The organism is Bradyrhizobium sp. AUGA SZCCT0283 (assembly GCF_018130385.1).
GTDB lineage: Bacteria > Pseudomonadota > Alphaproteobacteria > Rhizobiales > Xanthobacteraceae > Bradyrhizobium.
Genome location: NZ_JAFCLU010000001.1, coordinates 207,706 through 224,003 on the forward strand (window position 1 = coordinate 207,706; position 16,298 = coordinate 224,003).

Here is a 16,298-nt window from a genome sequence, read left to right on the forward strand (position 1 = left end):
TCATCAGCTCAATGATAAACACATGAGGAATGCAGCATTATGAGGAAGGGTATTTTCCATCTGGTCACGGGCACGGCGCTTGCGGTTGCGCTGTCGGTCTCGTCGGCCTACGCGCAGAAGAAGTACGATACCGGCGCGAGCGACACCGAGATCAAGATCGGCCAGACCAATCCATTCAGCGGCCCCGCGTCCTCCTATGCCACGATCGGCAAGACCCAGGCCGCCTATGTCAAGATGATCAATGACCAGGGCGGCGTGAACGGCCGCAAAATCAATCTGATCCAGTATGACGACGCCTACTCACCGCCCAAGGCGGTCGAACAGGTGCGCAAGCTGGTCGAGAGCGACGAGGTGCTGCTCACCTTCCAGGTTCTCGGAACGCCCTCGAACGCAGCGGTTCAGAAGTATCTCAACGCCAAGAAGGTGCCGCAGCTGTTCGCCGCCACCGGCGCGTCGAAGTTCACCGATCCGAAGAATTTTCCGTGGACGATGGGTTTCAACCCCAACTACTTCGTCGAGGGACGCATCTACGGCCAGTACATCCTGAAGGAATATCCGAATGCCAAGATCGGAATCCTCTATCAGAACGACGACCTCGGTAAGGACTATCTGACCGGCATCAAGGCCGGCCTCGGCGACAAGGCCGCGAAGATGGTGGTGGCGGAGGCCTCCTACGAAGTCTCCGATCCGACCATCGATTCTCAGATCCTCAAGATCAAGGACGCCGGCGCGGACCTGTTCTTCTCGGCGACGACGCCGAAGCAGGCGGCGCAGGCGATCAAGAAGATCCACGAACTCAACTGGAAGCCGGTGCACATCCTCGACATCAACGCCACCTCGGTCGGCGCGGTGATGAAGCCGGCAGGGCTCGAAGCTTCCAAGGGCGTGATCAGCGTCAACTACGGCAAGGATCCGCTCGATCCGACCTGGAAGGACGACGCCGGCATGAAGAAGTATTTCGAGTTCATGGCGAAGTACTATCCCGACGGCGACAAGGACTCCAGCTTCAACTCCTATGGCTACATGACCACGCAATTGTTGATTCATGTGCTCAAGGCGTGCGGCGACAATCTGACCCGTGAGAACGTGCTGAAGCAGGCCACCAACCTGAAGAACGTTCAGCTCGACCTGCTGCTGCCGGGCATCTCGGTCAGCACCACGCCGACCGACTACCGCGTCAACAAGCAGCTGCAGATGATGAAGTTCAACGGCGAGCGTTGGGAAATGTTCGGCCCGATCCTCGAGGACGCGGGTCCCGCCGGCTAGGCGCGGCGAACCAATCGAAACGATCGGCGGAAAGGAGCGATCGGCGGCCCCTCGGGGCCGCCGATTTTTTTGATCTGCAGGGTGGCAAGGTGCCAGACCTCATCCTGAGGAGCCGCGTAGCGGCGTCTCGAAGGATGAACGGCACCAGCGCGGCCACATGGTTCGAGACGGCGCTAAAGCGCCTCCTCACCATGAGGGAATAACGATTACTGCGCGTCTGCTGTCACTCGGAATCTCGCCAAACGTCTTGCCGACCGGCAGCACGGCGTGCCGGATCAGGCGGGAATCCTCGACCGCGGCCTGGCGGTGCTTCACCGCTTCGCGGTAGACGGGATCGCGGATCATTTCGGCGAAGGCGGCGACGCTTGGGTATTCGGCGATGAAGCAGTGATCCCAACGCTCGTCTTGTGGCCCGATCAGCATCAGTTCGAACCTGCCCTGCCAGACGATGTGGCCGCCGAGCCGTTCGAACACCGGGCCGCTTTCGCGCCCGTAGGCCGCGTAGGCTTCCGCGCCCGTCGCCTGGCGGCCGTCGGGATAGGCGGCCTGCGCGCGTAAGCGGACCAGGTTGAGCATGTGGATGGGCCCCGGCCGGTCATCGGCCCTGAATTGCGCGAACACTTCTTTGGTCGGATCGATGTGGCCCATGGAGAATTTCCCCCGAGAACGCTGTGGTTTGCAGCCATATTAGTATGGCCCCGCCGCACCTCCTAATCCCGCATTAACCTTTCCGTAACCGACCCTTAAACAGCCCCCGCTAGCGTGCGGCGGGACGGGTGTGAACGGCGTTTGTCATGGCGTGGGGACGGAAAAAGAGCGGCGGACGCAAGGAGCCGCTGTTTGGGCTTCCGGCAGCGCTCGCCGACTTGCGGCTTTCACCTGCGGATCGCATCCCAGCCGCCGTCGACGACGACAAACCGAAGAAATCAGTGCCCAAGCGCAAGCACGATGAGGACGACGACGAGCCGCCGCCGCGCGAGCGCAAGCCCCGCGCGGCAAGAGGCGGCGCCAAGCGGCGCGCGAAATCGCGCGACCGGTTCAGGTTCGGCCGGCTGATCTATTGGGGCGCGGTGCTCGGCCTGTGGGCGGCGATCGCGGTGGTGGGCGTCGTGATCTGGGTCGGCGCGCATTTGCCGGCGATCCAGTCGCTGGAAATTCCAAAGCGACCGCCAACCATCCAGATTACAGGCCTCGATGGCAGTCTGCTGGCCTCACGCGGCGAAATGGCCGGCACCAATGTCGCGCTGAAGGATCTGCCGCCCTATTTGCCGAAGGCGTTCATCGCCATCGAGGACCGCCGCTTCTATTCGCATTACGGCATCGACCCCGTCGGTATCGCGCGCGCCGCCGTCGCCAATGTCCTGCACCGCGGCGTCTCGCAGGGCGGCTCGACGCTGACGCAGCAGCTCGCGAAAAACCTGTTCCTGACCCAGGAACGCACGATGGCGCGCAAGCTGCAGGAAGTGGAGCTCGCGCTCTGGCTGGAACGCAAGCACTCCAAGAATGAAATTCTCGAGCTCTACCTCAACCGCGTCTATTTCGGCTCCGGCGCCTATGGCGTCGAGGCGGCTTCGCAGCGCTATTTCGGCAAGTCGGCAAAGAACGTCACGATCGCGGAAGCGGCGATGCTGGCCGGCCTCGTCAAGTCGCCATCGCGGCTGGCGCCGAACCGCAACCCCGAAGGCGCCGAAGCGCGCGCTGGAATCGTGCTCGCGGCGATGGCGGAGGCCAAATTCATCAGCGCCGCCCAGGCCAAGGCCTCGATCGGCCATCCCTCCTATCATGTGAAACCGGCCGGCGCCGGCACCGTCAACTACGTCGCCGACTGGATCGGCGAGGTGCTCGACGATCTCGTCGGCCAGATCGACCAGAGCATCGTGGTCGAGACCACGATCGATCCAAAACTGCAGAGCGTCGCGGAAGCCGCCATCATCGACGAGCTGGCGGCGAAGAGCGTGAAATTCAACGTCACGCAGGGCGCGCTGGTGGCGATGACGCCCGAAGGCGCGGTGCGCGCCATGGTGGGTGGGCGAAACTATGCCGAGAGCCAGTACAACCGCGCAGTGACGGCCAAACGCCAGCCCGGCTCGGCGTTCAAGCCGTTCATCTATCTGACGGCGATCGAAGGCGGCCTGACGCCGGAAACCATCCGCCAGGACGCACCGCTCGATCTCAAGGGCTGGAAACCTGAGAACTACACCCATGAATATTTCGGCGCGGTGACGCTGACACAGGCACTGGCGATGTCGCTCAACACGGTCGCGGTACGGCTCGGGCTCGAGGTCGGGCCGAAGAACGTAGTGCGGACCGCGCACCGGCTCGGGATTTCATCGAAGCTCGAGGCCAATCCCTCGATCGCGCTCGGCACCTCGGAAGTGTCGGTCATCGAACTGGTCGGCGCCTATGCGCCGTTTGCCAATGGCGGGCTCGGGGTCTCCCCGCATGTCGTGACCAAGATCCGCACCAATGAAGGCAAGGTGCTGTACATGCGGCAACCCGATCAGCTCAGCCAGGTGATCGAGCCGCGCCACGCCGCGATGATGAACACGATGATGCAGGAAACGCTCTTGAGCGGCACCGCACGCAAGGCGGAGATTCCGGGCTGGATGGCCGCCGGCAAGACCGGCACCAGCCAGGATTTCCGCGACGCCTGGTTCATCGGGTACACCGCGAACCTCGTCACCGGCGTCTGGCTCGGCAATGACGACAACTCGCCGACCAAGAAGGCGACCGGCGGCGGCCTGCCGGTGGAAGTGTGGACCCGCTTCATGCGCACGGCGCATCAGGGCGTTCCGGTGGCCAGTCTGCCGAACGCGCAGCGCGGCGGCTTCATGTCGAACCTGTTCCAGACTGCGTCGCAGGTCAGCGCCGCGCCGGGCCCGTCGGCGCCGGTCCCGTCGGGCGGCGGTTATCGGCCGCCACCGGCAAGAACCTCGGCGCCACCCCCCAATCCGTCGGCACGCCCGGAAGCGGCAGCGGGACTGGATGGCTGGCTGGTGGATCGGTTGTTTGGAAGATAAGGCCGAAATCGTGCGGCCGTCTTACATCGTCGTACCCCGCGAAGGCGGGGTACCCAGTACGCCGCGGCTTCTCGGTCAATTACCAATGTCTCTGGCATACTGGGTCACCCGCCTTCGCGGGTGACGACGCCGGAATTTGCGGAGATGACGGAACTAATCCTCGACCCCGTAGCGATGCAGGTCGTTGCCGTAGGTGTCGAGCCAGCGCTTGGCGCGTTCGACATGGTCGCAGATGCGGCCGACAACGCGCCAGAACCGCGGCGAGTGGTTCATCTCGACGAGATGGGCGACCTCATGGGCGGCGAGATAGTCCAGCACATAGGGCGGCGCGAGGATCAATCGCCAGGAATACGACAATGATCCGGCCGAGGTGCACGATCCCCAGCGGCTCGACTGGTCGCGGATCGACACCCGCCTGACCCGCACGCCAAGATCCGCGGCGTAGGCCAACGATGCCTTGTGCAGGTCTTTCCGCGCTTCGCGCTTGAGAAAGTCGTGGACGCGCCGGTCCATGTGGTCGGCGCCGCCGGCCACGCACAAAATCTTCTCGCCGCTGTCGCGGGTTTCGGTCCACACCGTGCCGCGCTCGCCCGCGCGATGCACGATCCGGTGCGGCACACCGCGCAACGGTACGACTGTGCCGGCCTGAAACGGCGCAGCCTTCGGCAAACGACCGAGACGGGCGGCGATCCAGCCACCGTGAAGCTGCGCAAAGTCCTTGGCTTCCACCAGCGTGCCCCGCGGCGGCATGGTCAGGATGGCTTCGCGATCGGTCGGATGAATGCGCAAGGTGTAACGCCGCGCGCGGCGGTGCCGGCGAAGCCTGATCGCAAAGACTTGCGAGCCGTGCTTGACCAAAAGAGTCGCGGGTTCGGCGGGCCGCCGATAAAGGAGGGCGCGAGTAGCCATGTCTTGGAGTCCGGGGAGTAGGAGTTCGCCCGGATTCTGCCATATCCGCCGCCAAGGGAATCTCATCTAAATCGCTCGGCGCAAAAACAAATCATTTGCCCAATATACAGGGGCTTAGAGCCAAATGGCCCCTACCGGCAGGGGCTGGAACCCAAAATTTTGGCTGGAACCGGGGGTCAAAAACGGCCTCAAGGAGTGAGTCTGAACTCACCCCTTGATTCGGCCGAAAACTGGAATGTTTGAATCTATTCAGCAACTTATCGGCAGCACGGAATCGATGCCGCGATCGCTGCTATTCGGCTGCACGAACCAATGTTGGCTTAGTATTGGCCGCTGACACCGTGGTATTGGCCGCCGACACCATGAAATCGGAGATGCGAGGCACGATTTCGGAACGGAATCGCGATCCGTTGAACACACCGTAATGTCCAACGCCCTTTTGCACGTAATGCACGCGGCGATGATCGGGAATTGCGGGGCACAGCGCGTGCGTCGCTTCGGTCTGGCCGAGGCCTGAGATGTCGTCTTTCTCACCTTCGACCGTCATCAGCGCCACGCGCCGGATTTGCGACGGATCGACCGGCTTGCCGCGATGGGTCATCTCGCCCTTGGGCAGCGCGTGCTTGACGAACACGACATCGACGGTCTGCAGGTAATACTCAGCCGTCAGATCCATCACCGCGAGATACTCGTCGTAGAATTCGCGGTGCTTGTCGACCATGTCGCCGTCGCCCTTCACCAGATTGTTGAACAGGGCCTTGTGCGCGTCGGTGTGGCGATCGAGGTTCATGGTGATGAAGCCCGAGAGCTGCAAAAAGCCCGGATAGACGTCGCGCATCACGCCGGGATGCGGGAACGGCACCTTGGTGATGACATGGTTGCGGAACCATTCGATGCCGCGCTCGCCCGCGAGGTTGTTCACCGAGGTCGGGTTGCGGCGGGTATCGATCGGGCCGCCCATCAGGGTCATCGACAGCGGCACGAAGGGATCGCGCGCGGCCTCCATGACGGAAACCGCCGCCACCACCGGCACCGAAGGCTGGCACACCGCGATCACATGCATGTTGCCGCCGAGCACGTGCAGCATCTCGATGACGTAATCGACATAGTCGTCGAGATCGAAGCGGCCCTCGGTGAGAGGGACCATGCGCGCGTCGGACCAGTCGGTGATGTAGACTTCATGCGTCGGCAGGAACGCCTCGACCGTGCCGCGCAAAAGCGTCGCGTAGTGGCCGGACATCGGCGCCACGATCAGCACGCGCGGCTGAGGGCTGCGCAGCGGCCGGGTCAGCTTGCGATCGAAATGCAGCAGACGGCAGAACGGCTTTTCCCAGATCGAGCGGACTTCGACCTCCGTGCGGACGCCGTTGACCTCGGTGAAGTCGAGACCCCATTCGGGCTTGCCGTAACGGCGGGTGGTGCGTTCGAACAATTCGCAGGCCGCGGCGATCGATTTGCCGAATTGAGTGTGCGACCACGGATTGAGCGGATTTTGAAACAGGATCTTGGTGGCGTCGGTCACGGCGCGTGCCGGGTTGAGCGACGCGTGGCCCATTTCGTACATCCAGTACATCGGCGTCGTAAGCGCCGGACTGCCTTCGGCCACTAGGGGCGGTGCGCCGCCAAACTCACCAATCGGCATTTTGTTTCTGACCTCTGTTTGCGCCGCAGCATAGTGCAGAATGCGTAATAATGCGTCAATGGACCGATTAGTTATGTCCACCTGCCAAAAGGCCAAAAAGCCCCGGAAATACACGGGAAACTGTGACTTATTCGCCACCCCCGAGCAAAGATCCGTGGTGTTTGGCGCTGCGCAAAAGGACAAGGAAGATCGCAAAGGAGGCAGCGAACAGCACCACGTTGATGCCAAGCGACCAGACCATCAGGTCGGCCCTGAAGACGTGATTGATCAAGAGCGCGCGCATGCCCTCGAACACATAGGTCGGCGGCAGCGTCCAGGCGACATATTGCAGCCAGGTGGGCAACACCGCGACCGGATAATAGATGCAGGCGAGCGGCATCAGGCCGAACATCAAGGTCCAGACGATGCTCTCGGCGCCGAGACCGTTGCGCAGCACCAGGCCGGATACGAAAATTCCGACCGACCAGCTGGTGAAGATCAGGTTGCAGAAGAATGCGATCAGCGGCAGGCCGATTGCGAAGAAGTTGAAATCGAAGAAGAACAGCGCCAGCAGCGTCATCGGGATGACGCCGATCGCAAGCCGGATCAGGCTCATGATCATCAGCGAGATCAGGAATTCGATCGGCTTCAACGGGCTCATCATCAGGTTGCCGAGGTTGCGCGCCCACATCTCCTCGAGAAACGAAATCGAGAAGCCGAGCTGGCCGCGGAACAGGATGTCCCACAGGATCACCGCGCCGATCAGCGTGCCGCCGGCACGCGCAAAGAAATTGTCGTTCTGCGAAATGTAGTTCTGCAGAAAGCCCCACGTGATGACCTGCAGCGCCGGCCAGTAGATCAGCTCCAGCAGCCGCGGCCACGACGACATCAGGAGATACCAATAGCGCAGTACCATCGCCTGAATACGGTGCCAGGAGATGGCGCGATGGACTGTGATCTCGCTCACGACGATGTCCCTTCTGCCACCCGGCCGCGCGCGACATCGAGGAACACTTCTTCCAGCGTGCTCCGGTTGTAGCGCGCCATGATCTGGTCGGGACTGTCATCATCCTCGATGCGGCCGCGTTTCATGATGATGACGCGGTCGCACAGCCGCTCCACTTCCAGCATGTTGTGCGACGCCAGCAGGATGGTGGCGTCATGGGTCTTGCGGTAATCCTGCAAATGCTGCCGCACCCAGTCGGCGGTATCGGGATCGAGCGAAGCCGTCGGCTCGTCGAGCAACAGCAGCTCCGGCTGGTTGATCAGCGCCTTCGCGAGCGCGACGCGGGTCTTCTGCCCGGCCGAGAGTTTGCCGTTGGCGCGGTCGAGGAAATCCTTGAGATCGAGGTCGGATGCGAGCTGTTCGATGCGCTCGGCAAGATGCTGCACCGCATAGAGCCGGCCGAAGATGGTGAGGTTCTGCCGCACCGTGAGCCGCATCGGCATGTCGACATAGGGGCTTTCGAAATTCATCCGGCCGAGCACCTCGGCGCTTTGCTCCGGCATCGCATGACCGAGCACCCGGACGCGCCCCGAGGTCGGCAGCACCAGCCCCATAATCATCGCGATCGTCGTGGTCTTGCCGGCGCCATTGCCGCCGAGCAGGCCGGTGATGCTGCCCCGCGCGATCCGGAACGACACGTCATCCACCGCGCGGGTGGTCTTGTAGAGTTTGATGAGATGCGCGACGTCGATCGCGGCGGAGCTTTCCGGCCCGGCCGCGGCCGACTGTGCTGGCGTGGGGTCGCTGTTGACCATTTCAGCCCGTTCATTGGGCCATCAGGGCTGATAGCGCAAGGGTTCGGGGCAGGCATCGTGGCTTCATCCTTCGAGACGGCGCGTTCGCGCGGAGCGCGGCCCGATGACAGGCTCCGCGGCGTCTCGAACCATGCAGGCCCCCGTGCTGCACCAAATGACCCGCGCGAATTTGTGATCGCACGCCCGCGCGGGTAAACTCCAGTCATGACCGACGTCGCCGCCTCCGATTTCCGCCTTCCGCACCGCTATGTCCGTCTCGATACGATCCTCCGGCTGCGCTGGCTGGCTGCGCTCGGCCAGCTCACCGCGATCTTCATCGTGGCGCATGGGCTCGAATTCGCCTTTCCCGCCATTGCCTGCGTCGCCATCGTCGGCGTCTCGGCGCTGCTCAATCTCGCGCTGCAGATTGCCTTCAACCCGATGCAGCGGCTGGAACCGGTCTATGCGGCGGCGCTGCTCGCACTCAACATCGTCGAACTGGCCGCGCTGCTGTTCCTGACCGGGGGATTGCAGAATCCGTTTTCGTTCCTGTTCCTCGGTCCGGTCCTGATCTCGGCGACGGTGTTGCCGATCCGGATGACGGTCGGGCTCGGCCTGCTCGCGGTCGCCTGCGCCTCCGCGCTGGTATTCTTCCATCTGCCGCTCCCGTGGGACAGCGAAGACCCGCTGGTGCTGCCGCCGATCTACCTGTTCGGGGTCTGGCTCTCGATCGTGCTCGCGATCGGCGTCACCAGCCTCTATGCGTTCCAGGCCACCGAGGAAGCGCGGAAGCTTTCCGATGCGCTGGCCGCGACCGAGCTGGTGCTGACGCGCGAGCAGCACCTGACCCAGCTCGACGGTCTCGCCGCCGCCGCCGCGCATGAACTCGGCACGCCGCTGTCGACGATCTTCCTGATTTCGCGGGAGCTGGAAAAGGCGGTCGACGACAACGACCCATTGGCGTCCGATCTGAAGACCCTGCGCGAGCAGGCGCAGCGCTGCCGCGACATCCTGGCCAAGATCACCCAGCTTTCCTCCTCCGGCGCGCCATTCGACCGCATGCCGTTGTCGACGCTGATCGAGGAAGCGGTGGCGCCGCATCGCGATTTCGGTGTCGCGATCAAGGTGCGGCTAGCTGTCGCAGCCACGCGCGAGCCGGTCGGCGCGCGGAACCCGGCCATCCTGTATGGCGTCGGCAACATCCTGGAGAATGCGGTCGATTTCGCCCGGACCACGGTGGAGGTGAACGCCTGGTGGAACGCCGATACGGTCGAAATCATCATTTCGGACGACGGCCCCGGCATCGCGCCCGATATGCTGAAACGGATCGGGGAACCCTATTTATCAAGGCGCCGCAGCGCCGATGAAGCCCACCGCGAACGCGCCGGCCTCGGGCTGGGCGTGTTCATCGCCCGCACGCTGCTGGAACGCACCGGCGCCAAGGTTTCCTTCTCCAACCGGACCTTTCCCGATCACGGCGCCGTGGTGCAGATCGCCTGGCCGCGCGCCCGCTTCGAGGCCGAGGAAAGTGCTGCCGGGCCAGCGGATTAGAACCGTCCCAGGCATTAGGGAAAGGGAGCCGATCGGCCCCAGGGGCCCTTGGCAGTGCAAGACTGCCGCGCCATATGCTCTATATCATGCCCTGCATCCGCAACCCGGGGGATAGCCGACTTGAACGCCATCGCCGAACTGAACGATCTCGCCGACCGCTCGCTGCTGATCGTCGAGGACGACAAGCCGTTTCTCGAGCGCCTGTCGCGCGCGATGGAAACCCGCGGTTTTGCGGTGACATCCTGCGATACCGTGTCCGACGGGCTGGCCCAGATCAACAAGGCCGCGCCGGCCTTCGCCGTGGTGGACCTGCGGCTTGGCGACGGCAACGGGCTCGACGTAGTGTCGGCGCTGAAGCGCAAGCGCCCCGACGCGCGTACCATTGTGCTGACCGGTTACGGCAACATCGCAACCGCCGTCACCGCGGTGAAGATGGGCGCGGTGGACTATCTCTCGAAGCCCGCGGATGCCGACGACGTCGTTGCAGCGCTGCTCGCCAGCGGCACCGAAAAATCCGAGCTGCCGTCAAATCCGATGTCGGCGGATCGCGTGCGCTGGGAACACATCCAGCGCATCTACGAGATGTGCAACCGCAACGTCTCCGAGACCGCCCGGCGGCTCAACATGCACCGCCGCACCTTGCAGCGGATCCTGGCCAAGCGCGCGCCGCGGTAGTTTGCGCAGAATTGTAGGGTGGGAAAAGCGACTTGTCCGCCGTAGCTCGTAGAGCGAAGGCGGAAGCGTGCCATCATTCACGACAACGGTTTGGATGGATGGTGGGCACGGCGCAAGAGCGCCTTTGCCCACCCTGCGAAACACTACAAAAATCTAAAACTCCCCATGCCCCTGCGGATCGACCAGGCGGTTGATCCGTTGCGCCGCCGCCATCGCAAAGCGCACCATCATCGATTTGCGCGTGGCCGCCGGCAGGCGATGCTCGGGGGCCTCGCAATGCAGGTGGGCGCCGTAGGCGTCGGCGATGATCAGGCCGGTATCTTGCGGAAAAATCTCGCAAGGCAGATCCTGCGTGAAGGCGAAGAACAACCGGTCGCAGTGCATCCGGTAGTCCTGCCATTTCTGGTCGGCGCGCAAATCTTCCACCGACGACTTGATCTCGACGATCCAGATTTCGCCCTTCTCATTCAGCGCCACCAGATCGGCGCGCCGCCCCGAGGGCAGCGGCAATTCGCTGATGCAGGAAAACCCCAAGGAGTGAAGCAGCCGCGCGGTGCCGCGTGCGATTGCCAGCGCCGTCTCCGACTGGCGGCGGTCTAACGGGGGCACGAGGCTGATCTGGCGGGCGGGCGATTCCATGGTCGTGAACCATATCCGATTTCACGACGACCACCCAGCAGCGATGCCAAGTCCGGCGGAAAGCCGGCCATAAATTTGTCCGCAGCCCGCCTTTTTTGGACCTCAGCGCACCGTGAAGCCAAGGGAACCTTGGCTCGAGGGACAAAACACTGGAGGAGATCCAACGATGCCACGCATCGCTACATCAGCTCTTGCCCTCGCTCTCACTGCCCTGTCGCTGTCCGCCGGCCCGTCATCGGCCGTTGCAAAGCCCGCCGTCGAAGTGGCGTTCGTGCTCGACACCACGGGCTCGATGGGCGGCCTGCTCGAAGGCGCCAAGCGCAAGATCTGGTCGATCGCGACCGCAATCGTCGATAGCAATCCCGACGCCGACATCCGCATGGGCCTCGTCGCCTATCGCGACATCGGCGACGACTACGTCACCAGGAAGGTCGAGCTCACCACAGATATCCAGGATCTCTACGCCAGCCTTCTGGAACTGAAGGCCCGCGGCGGCGGTGACTGGCCGGAGAGCGTCAACGAGGCGCTCGATGTCGCCGTCAACAAGCTGCGATGGACCTCTGGCGGCGATACCAGGCGGATCGTGTTCCTGGTCGGCGACGCGCCGCCGCACATGGATTACGCGCAGGACACCAAATATCCGATCACGCTGTCGGTGGCCAGGCAGAAGGACATCATCGTCAACGCGGTGCTGGCCGGCGATGCCCGCGATACCGAACGGGTGTGGCGCGACATCGCCCAGAACGGCAACGGCCGCTTCATCCCGATCCCGCAGGACGGCGGCCAGGTGGTCCTGATCGAGACGCCGTTCGACGAGGAGATCATCATCCTGCAGCGGGAGATCAACGGCACCGTGATCCCCTATGGGCCGCGCGCCATGCAGAAGCGCACCGAAGGCAAGACCAAGCAATTGTCCGAGGTCGCCGCCGCCGCGCCGGCGCAGGCCTCGGAGATGGCGAGCTATCTCAACAAGCGCTCCAAGGCGACTTCCGAAGCCGTCACCGGCGATGGCGATCTCGTCTCCGACGTCTCGGCCGGCCGCAGCAGCTTTTCCACCATCAAGGAGGAAGACCTGCCCGACAATCTGCGCGCGATGAAGCCCGAGCAGCGTAGCGAGGAAGTCAACAAGCAGATGAGCCAGCGCAAGGCGCTCAACGAAAAGCTCGCAGCCCTGGTGGCGAAGCGCGACAAATACGTCGCCGATCAGCGCGCCAAGGCACCGGCGAAAGCGTCGTCATTCGACCGTGTGGTCGAGGATACGCTGAAGGCGCAGATCAAGCGGTAGGTCACCCACGCGTCATTCCGGGGGCGCGAGCGCCAGCGAACCCGGAATGACCGACCCATTCAGGCGTGCCGGCCTATAGCGAGCTGGTAGATTGTCATAATCACTTCGAACAGGATCAGGAGCACAATAATCACTTCGAGCCGCAGCGAGCGCCGCGTGTCGATGATATCGGTCAGCACCTGCGCGGTCTCGGCGATCACGGCGAGCTTGCGGTTCAGCGATTCCGCGCGCTCCTCGAGTTCGTACTCGTCCTCCAGCCGGGCATACAGCCGCTCCAGATGCGGCTTGTCCCAGAGCACGTCGGGTTTCTCTTCCACTTCGACCGGCCCCGATACCCGGTGCCGTACCAAAAGTGCGTTGCCGATATTTTGCAGGATCGAGCGACGGCTGCCGCGCATACGCCCGCTCCGCGCCAGCTCCCGCGCGAATGGTTCGGTCGTGTCAAAGACGCTGGCAACCTCGCGTTCGTGCCGGGCCAGAACGACGCTCTTCGCCAGCGCCTCGCCGATCAGGATCAGTCGCTCCGGCGAAAGGCTTTGCAGGCAGATCGGGCCGCCGGGTGGAATCTGGTCCTCCCTTTCCGGGGCCAACTCGATGATCGCGATTTCCTCGTCCCGCCGCGCAAACTTTCCCGTCATGCGCTGGTCCAGACCGCGAAGGAACTCCTCCTCTTCCAGCGCATTCAGCCCGATCAGGACCACCACGCCATAGCGGAAGAGAATTGCGACGCCATTCGCATTGACGCGAAACGCCAGCGGCGTCGTTGCCAGTACGTCGCCGCGCTCGAGGCCCGACGTATTGAGGCGATCGCTGACAAAAAACGCCCGGGCCGTCGTTCGGGTCCCGCCGAGCGGCGATTTGGAGTCTTGGTTCATGAACTGCGCACCCCGGCGGAAATCGCGATCTGACCGATGCGATTTCCGGCTTTCGCCACTAAATATCCCGATGTGCAAACCCTATCACGGACAGAAACGGACCACACATCGGTTCCCGCCCGTGTTGACCCCTTTTCAAGGTAGAATATGGTGCCTGCCATGGATGACAAAACCGATACCCAGGCCAAGGCCGGCGCGATGATCGTGCCGGTAACGCTGTTCGAGCAGAACTGCACCATCATCTGGCACGAGCCTTCCAAAAAGGCCGTGGTGATCGACCCCGGCGGGGACGTTCCCAAGATCCTGGAGGCGATCAAGCAGACCGGCGTCACCGTCGAGAAGATCTGGCTCACCCACGGCCATATCGATCATGTCGGCGGCGCGGCCGATTTGCGCGACGCGCTGCAGGTGAAGATCGAGGGCCCGCATATCGCCGACAAATACCTGCTCGACAACGTCGTCTCTAGCGGCGAGCGCTTTGGCATGACCGGCGTGCGCAATTTCGGGCCTGACCGCTGGCTCGACGAGGGCGATCAGGCCTCGATCGGCGATCTCACCTTCGACATCCTGCACTGCCCCGGCCATTCACCGGGCAGCGTGGTGTTCTTCAACAAGGAACTGCGCTTCGCCCTTGTCGGCGACGTGCTGTTCAACGGCTCGGTCGGGCGCACGGATCTGCCCGGCGGCAGCCACGCCACGCTGATCAATTCGATCAAGGAAAAGCTGCTGCCGCTCGGCGACGATGTCGGCTTCATCTGCGGCCATGGCGCCGGCTCCAGCATCGGCCAGGAGCGGATGACCAATCCTTTCATCACCGGCGAGATGTAAGCGCGACTATTCCGCCGCCATCCCCGGCATCTTCCGGCGCGAGATGGCGCGTGTCCCGGTCGCCGATCGCGGCGATGGCGGGAACGAGCGCGGGCACGTGGTGTATCGAATCAATCGTGAATGACAGCTGTCACCTCGATTTCGGCTCGAGCCGAAGCGGGTGTTAGACCAGCGACCTGTACAAGAGTGCTTGCTGGACGCGACGCACCGAATGTCTCTTCATGCGCGCGCGCGATTTGGTGGACATCTGCCATGTCGAGAACATAGACAACGGTTCGTACGACGTGACGTAGCTCCGCGCCGGCCTCCGCAAGCGCCACCGCGACCGTGGCGATTGCGGACTTCATCTGGGCGTAGGCATCGCCATCGAGGTGTTGACCGCGGGCCGTCGTTCCGGAAACAAACACTTGGTTCCCGACGCGGACGGCGCGCGCATAGCCGTATGCGTCCTCGAAGGGATAGCCCGAAGAGAAATTGGTTCTGATCAACGGTCAACTCCTCCGCGGTACTGCTTCAGTACAGCACGCGCGTGAGTGGATGTCTTCAAGCGTCGTACCGAGAAGACCAGATGGCGGGCGACGAAGTCACGGTCACGCCGATCAAACTGTTTGCCGAAACCGCGTCAGCGTGGGCGCCGCCGGCGCGCTATTTCATCAGTCCCGCGGCCGTCAGGGCGCGGGTGATGACGGCGCCGACATCGATGCCGCGGCGTTTGGGTTCGCGCGGCGCCGGCTTGGGTTGGCGAACCGGCTTGTGGGACTTCGACCAGAGCGTGGCGGCGAGATCGGAGGACTGCAGGGATACCGTAGCCGCCGATGGAGTGACCGGCACCTTGACCACCGGCTTTGCAGTCTCGCTGACGCGCTCGGTGAGGCCGAAGAAGTTCGCGATGTGATAGGATGACGAGATCCCTGCCTCGATCAGGAACGCACCTTCCGCGCCATAGCGTTCGTCATTGCCGGCCAGGCCCAACGGCGTGCCGTGGGCCATGTCGGTGATGGTGTAGGACTCGACGACGGTCTCGCCGTCGGCGTTCCACCAGACCTCGCGCGGATGGCCGTCGACATCGCCGATCGACATCGGCGCTGACGGCAGGCCGTGAACGTCGAGCCATTGCTTGATGATTTCGTCGGCGTTGCCGGGGTTGACCGTGCGGTCGGCGCTGCCGTGCCACACCGACACTTTCGGCCACGGACCCCTGTGCTTCGAAGCCTTGCGGACGAGATCGCCCAACTTGCCGGCGGGACGCGACGTCGACTGCATCATGCCGCCGAGCGCTTCCCGTACATTGCTGGCGATGCCGTACGGCAGACCTGCGATGATGGCGCCGCCTGCGAACACTTCCGGATAGGCCGCCAGCATCACCGACGTCATCGCGCCGCCGGCGGAAAGGCCGGTCACATAGATGCGGCGGGGATCGATTTTGTGATCGGCGACCATCCGCGCGACCATCTGCCGGATCGAGGCGGCTTCGCCGCGGCCGCGCGCGATGTCGCCCGGATTGAACCAGTTGAAGCAGGTGTTGGCGTTGTTGGAGCCCTGCTGTTCGGGCATCAGCAACGCAAAGCCGTAGCGTTTGGCAAGTGTCGACCAGCCGGCACCCAAATCGTAACCAGCCGCGGTCTGGCCGCAGCCGTGCAGGACGACGACGAGCGCCGGCGCGCGCGGCAACGGCTCCGGCACATAGGCGAACATTTTGAGCGCGCCGGGATTGGTGCCAAATCCTGAGATTTCGACGAGCGGACTGCTGGCCCCCGGCGAAGTGCTTCGGCCATAGATTCCCAAGCCATTGAACCCGTTCAGCTTCGGGAAATGGCGCAAGAATTCGACATTCTTCGCGAGCGACAAGAGGACTCCTGGGGCGATTGTTCGGGGTGATTGTTCTTAAT

At 63.3% G+C, this 16,298-nt stretch carries 14 protein-coding genes and 1 pseudogene; 6 read left to right on the forward strand and 9 right to left on the reverse strand.

Going from position 1 to position 16,298, the window contains the following annotated elements; translation table 11 throughout:
* Nucleotides 1–39: 39 nt before the first annotated feature.
* Nucleotides 40–1,266, forward strand: coding sequence for an ABC transporter substrate-binding protein (locus JQ624_RS00995; RefSeq protein WP_212416966.1), 1,227 nt, complete (start codon nucleotides 40–42; stop codon nucleotides 1,264–1,266).
* A 186-nt stretch (nucleotides 1,267–1,452) separates the two neighbouring features.
* Here JQ624_RS00995 and JQ624_RS01000 read toward each other — a convergent pair whose 3' ends face one another.
* On the reverse strand, nucleotides 1,453–1,914 hold the full coding sequence (locus JQ624_RS01000) for a DUF1330 domain-containing protein (RefSeq protein ID WP_212416967.1): 462 nt from the start codon (nucleotides 1,912–1,914) through the stop codon (nucleotides 1,453–1,455).
* A 146-nt stretch (nucleotides 1,915–2,060) separates the two neighbouring features.
* On the opposite strand from JQ624_RS01000, the gene JQ624_RS01005 reads away from it, so the two are divergent.
* Nucleotides 2,061–4,286: a transglycosylase domain-containing protein gene (locus JQ624_RS01005; RefSeq protein ID WP_212416968.1), complete on the forward strand. Its 2,226-nt coding sequence runs from the start codon at nucleotides 2,061–2,063 to the stop codon at nucleotides 4,284–4,286.
* 153 nt (nucleotides 4,287–4,439) lie between these two features.
* On the opposite strand, the pseudogene JQ624_RS01010 reads toward JQ624_RS01005, so the two are convergent.
* The 4 genes and pseudogenes from JQ624_RS01010 to JQ624_RS01025 all read right to left on the reverse strand — a co-directional run bounded on the left by JQ624_RS01010 (nucleotide 4,440) and on the right by JQ624_RS01025 (nucleotide 8,577).
* Nucleotides 4,440–5,290 (reverse strand): annotated as a pseudogene (locus JQ624_RS01010) (M48 family metallopeptidase).
* Between the two features lie 197 nt (nucleotides 5,291–5,487).
* The gene (locus tag JQ624_RS01015; RefSeq protein WP_212416970.1) at nucleotides 5,488–6,837 is read right to left on the reverse strand and encodes a polyhydroxyalkanoate depolymerase; all 1,350 of its coding nucleotides are present in this window, start codon (nucleotides 6,835–6,837) and stop codon (nucleotides 5,488–5,490) included.
* Nucleotides 6,838–6,964: 127 nt separating this feature from the next.
* Nucleotides 6,965–7,732 (reverse strand): ABC transporter permease, encoded by a 768-nt coding sequence (locus JQ624_RS01020; protein WP_249129287.1) that lies wholly within the window; start codon nucleotides 7,730–7,732, stop codon nucleotides 6,965–6,967.
* Nucleotides 7,733–7,779: 47 nt separating this feature from the next.
* On the reverse strand, nucleotides 7,780–8,577 hold the full coding sequence (locus JQ624_RS01025; RefSeq protein WP_212416972.1) for an ABC transporter ATP-binding protein: 798 nt from the start codon (nucleotides 8,575–8,577) through the stop codon (nucleotides 7,780–7,782).
* Nucleotides 8,578–8,781: 204 nt separating this feature from the next.
* Here JQ624_RS01025 and JQ624_RS01030 point away from each other — a divergent pair, with 204 nt between their 5' ends.
* Together JQ624_RS01030 and JQ624_RS01035 are read left to right on the forward strand one after the other, a co-directional pair.
* Nucleotides 8,782–10,107, forward strand: coding sequence for an ActS/PrrB/RegB family redox-sensitive histidine kinase (locus tag JQ624_RS01030; RefSeq protein ID WP_212416973.1), 1,326 nt, complete (start codon nucleotides 8,782–8,784; stop codon nucleotides 10,105–10,107).
* 120 nt (nucleotides 10,108–10,227) lie between these two features.
* On the forward strand, nucleotides 10,228–10,782 hold the full coding sequence (locus tag JQ624_RS01035) for an ActR/PrrA/RegA family redox response regulator transcription factor (RefSeq protein ID WP_057852373.1): 555 nt from the start codon (nucleotides 10,228–10,230) through the stop codon (nucleotides 10,780–10,782).
* A gap of 153 nt (nucleotides 10,783–10,935) precedes the next feature.
* On the opposite strand, the gene JQ624_RS01040 is transcribed toward JQ624_RS01035, so the two are convergent.
* Complete coding sequence (locus tag JQ624_RS01040) at nucleotides 10,936–11,421, reverse strand: MmcB family DNA repair protein (RefSeq protein ID WP_212416974.1); 486 nt, start codon at nucleotides 11,419–11,421, stop codon at nucleotides 10,936–10,938.
* Nucleotides 11,422–11,587: 166 nt separating this feature from the next.
* Here JQ624_RS01040 and JQ624_RS01045 point away from each other — a divergent pair, with 166 nt between their 5' ends.
* Complete coding sequence (locus JQ624_RS01045; protein ID WP_212416975.1) at nucleotides 11,588–12,706, forward strand: VWA domain-containing protein; 1,119 nt, start codon at nucleotides 11,588–11,590, stop codon at nucleotides 12,704–12,706.
* 59 nt (nucleotides 12,707–12,765) lie between these two features.
* Here the strand turns inward: JQ624_RS01045 and JQ624_RS01050 are convergent, their stop codons facing one another.
* Nucleotides 12,766–13,581 (reverse strand): RMD1 family protein, encoded by an 816-nt coding sequence (locus JQ624_RS01050; RefSeq protein ID WP_212416976.1) that lies wholly within the window; start codon nucleotides 13,579–13,581, stop codon nucleotides 12,766–12,768.
* Nucleotides 13,582–13,740: 159 nt separating this feature from the next.
* Here JQ624_RS01050 and JQ624_RS01055 point away from each other — a divergent pair, with 159 nt between their 5' ends.
* Nucleotides 13,741–14,409, forward strand: a complete 669-nt coding sequence (locus JQ624_RS01055; protein ID WP_212416977.1) for an MBL fold metallo-hydrolase — start codon at nucleotides 13,741–13,743, stop codon at nucleotides 14,407–14,409.
* A 110-nt stretch (nucleotides 14,410–14,519) separates the two neighbouring features.
* On the opposite strand, the gene JQ624_RS01060 is transcribed toward JQ624_RS01055, so the two are convergent.
* Together JQ624_RS01060 and JQ624_RS01065 are read right to left on the reverse strand one after the other, a co-directional pair.
* The gene (locus JQ624_RS01060; RefSeq protein WP_212416978.1) at nucleotides 14,520–14,897 is read right to left on the reverse strand and encodes a Rid family hydrolase; all 378 of its coding nucleotides are present in this window, start codon (nucleotides 14,895–14,897) and stop codon (nucleotides 14,520–14,522) included.
* Between the two features lie 157 nt (nucleotides 14,898–15,054).
* On the reverse strand, nucleotides 15,055–16,257 hold the full coding sequence (locus JQ624_RS01065) for a PHB depolymerase family esterase (RefSeq protein ID WP_212416979.1): 1,203 nt from the start codon (nucleotides 16,255–16,257) through the stop codon (nucleotides 15,055–15,057).
* Nucleotides 16,258–16,298: the final 41 nt, after the last annotated feature.

Bases quoted from the DNA above. Each gene is read 5' to 3' on its own strand.
- JQ624_RS01005 (WP_212416968.1), top strand. From the start codon at position 2,061: ATGGCGTGGGGACGGAAAAAGAGCGGCGGACGCAAGGAGCCGCTGTTT.
- JQ624_RS00995 (WP_212416966.1), top strand. From the start codon at position 40: ATGAGGAAGGGTATTTTCCATCTGGTCACGGGCACGGCGCTTGCGGTT.
- JQ624_RS01045 (WP_212416975.1), top strand. From the start codon at position 11,588: ATGCCACGCATCGCTACATCAGCTCTTGCCCTCGCTCTCACTGCCCTG.
- JQ624_RS01025 (WP_212416972.1), bottom strand. From the start codon at position 8,577: ATGGTCAACAGCGACCCCACGCCAGCACAGTCGGCCGCGGCCGGGCCG.
- JQ624_RS01055 (WP_212416977.1), top strand. From the start codon at position 13,741: ATGGATGACAAAACCGATACCCAGGCCAAGGCCGGCGCGATGATCGTG.
- JQ624_RS01015 (WP_212416970.1), bottom strand. From the start codon at position 6,837: ATGCCGATTGGTGAGTTTGGCGGCGCACCGCCCCTAGTGGCCGAAGGC.
- JQ624_RS01000 (WP_212416967.1), bottom strand. From the start codon at position 1,914: ATGGGCCACATCGATCCGACCAAAGAAGTGTTCGCGCAATTCAGGGCC.
- JQ624_RS01030 (WP_212416973.1), top strand. From the start codon at position 8,782: ATGACCGACGTCGCCGCCTCCGATTTCCGCCTTCCGCACCGCTATGTC.
- JQ624_RS01040 (WP_212416974.1), bottom strand. From the start codon at position 11,421: ATGGAATCGCCCGCCCGCCAGATCAGCCTCGTGCCCCCGTTAGACCGC.
- JQ624_RS01050 (WP_212416976.1), bottom strand. From the start codon at position 13,581: ATGAACCAAGACTCCAAATCGCCGCTCGGCGGGACCCGAACGACGGCC.
- JQ624_RS01020 (WP_249129287.1), bottom strand. From the start codon at position 7,732: ATGGTACTGCGCTATTGGTATCTCCTGATGTCGTCGTGGCCGCGGCTG.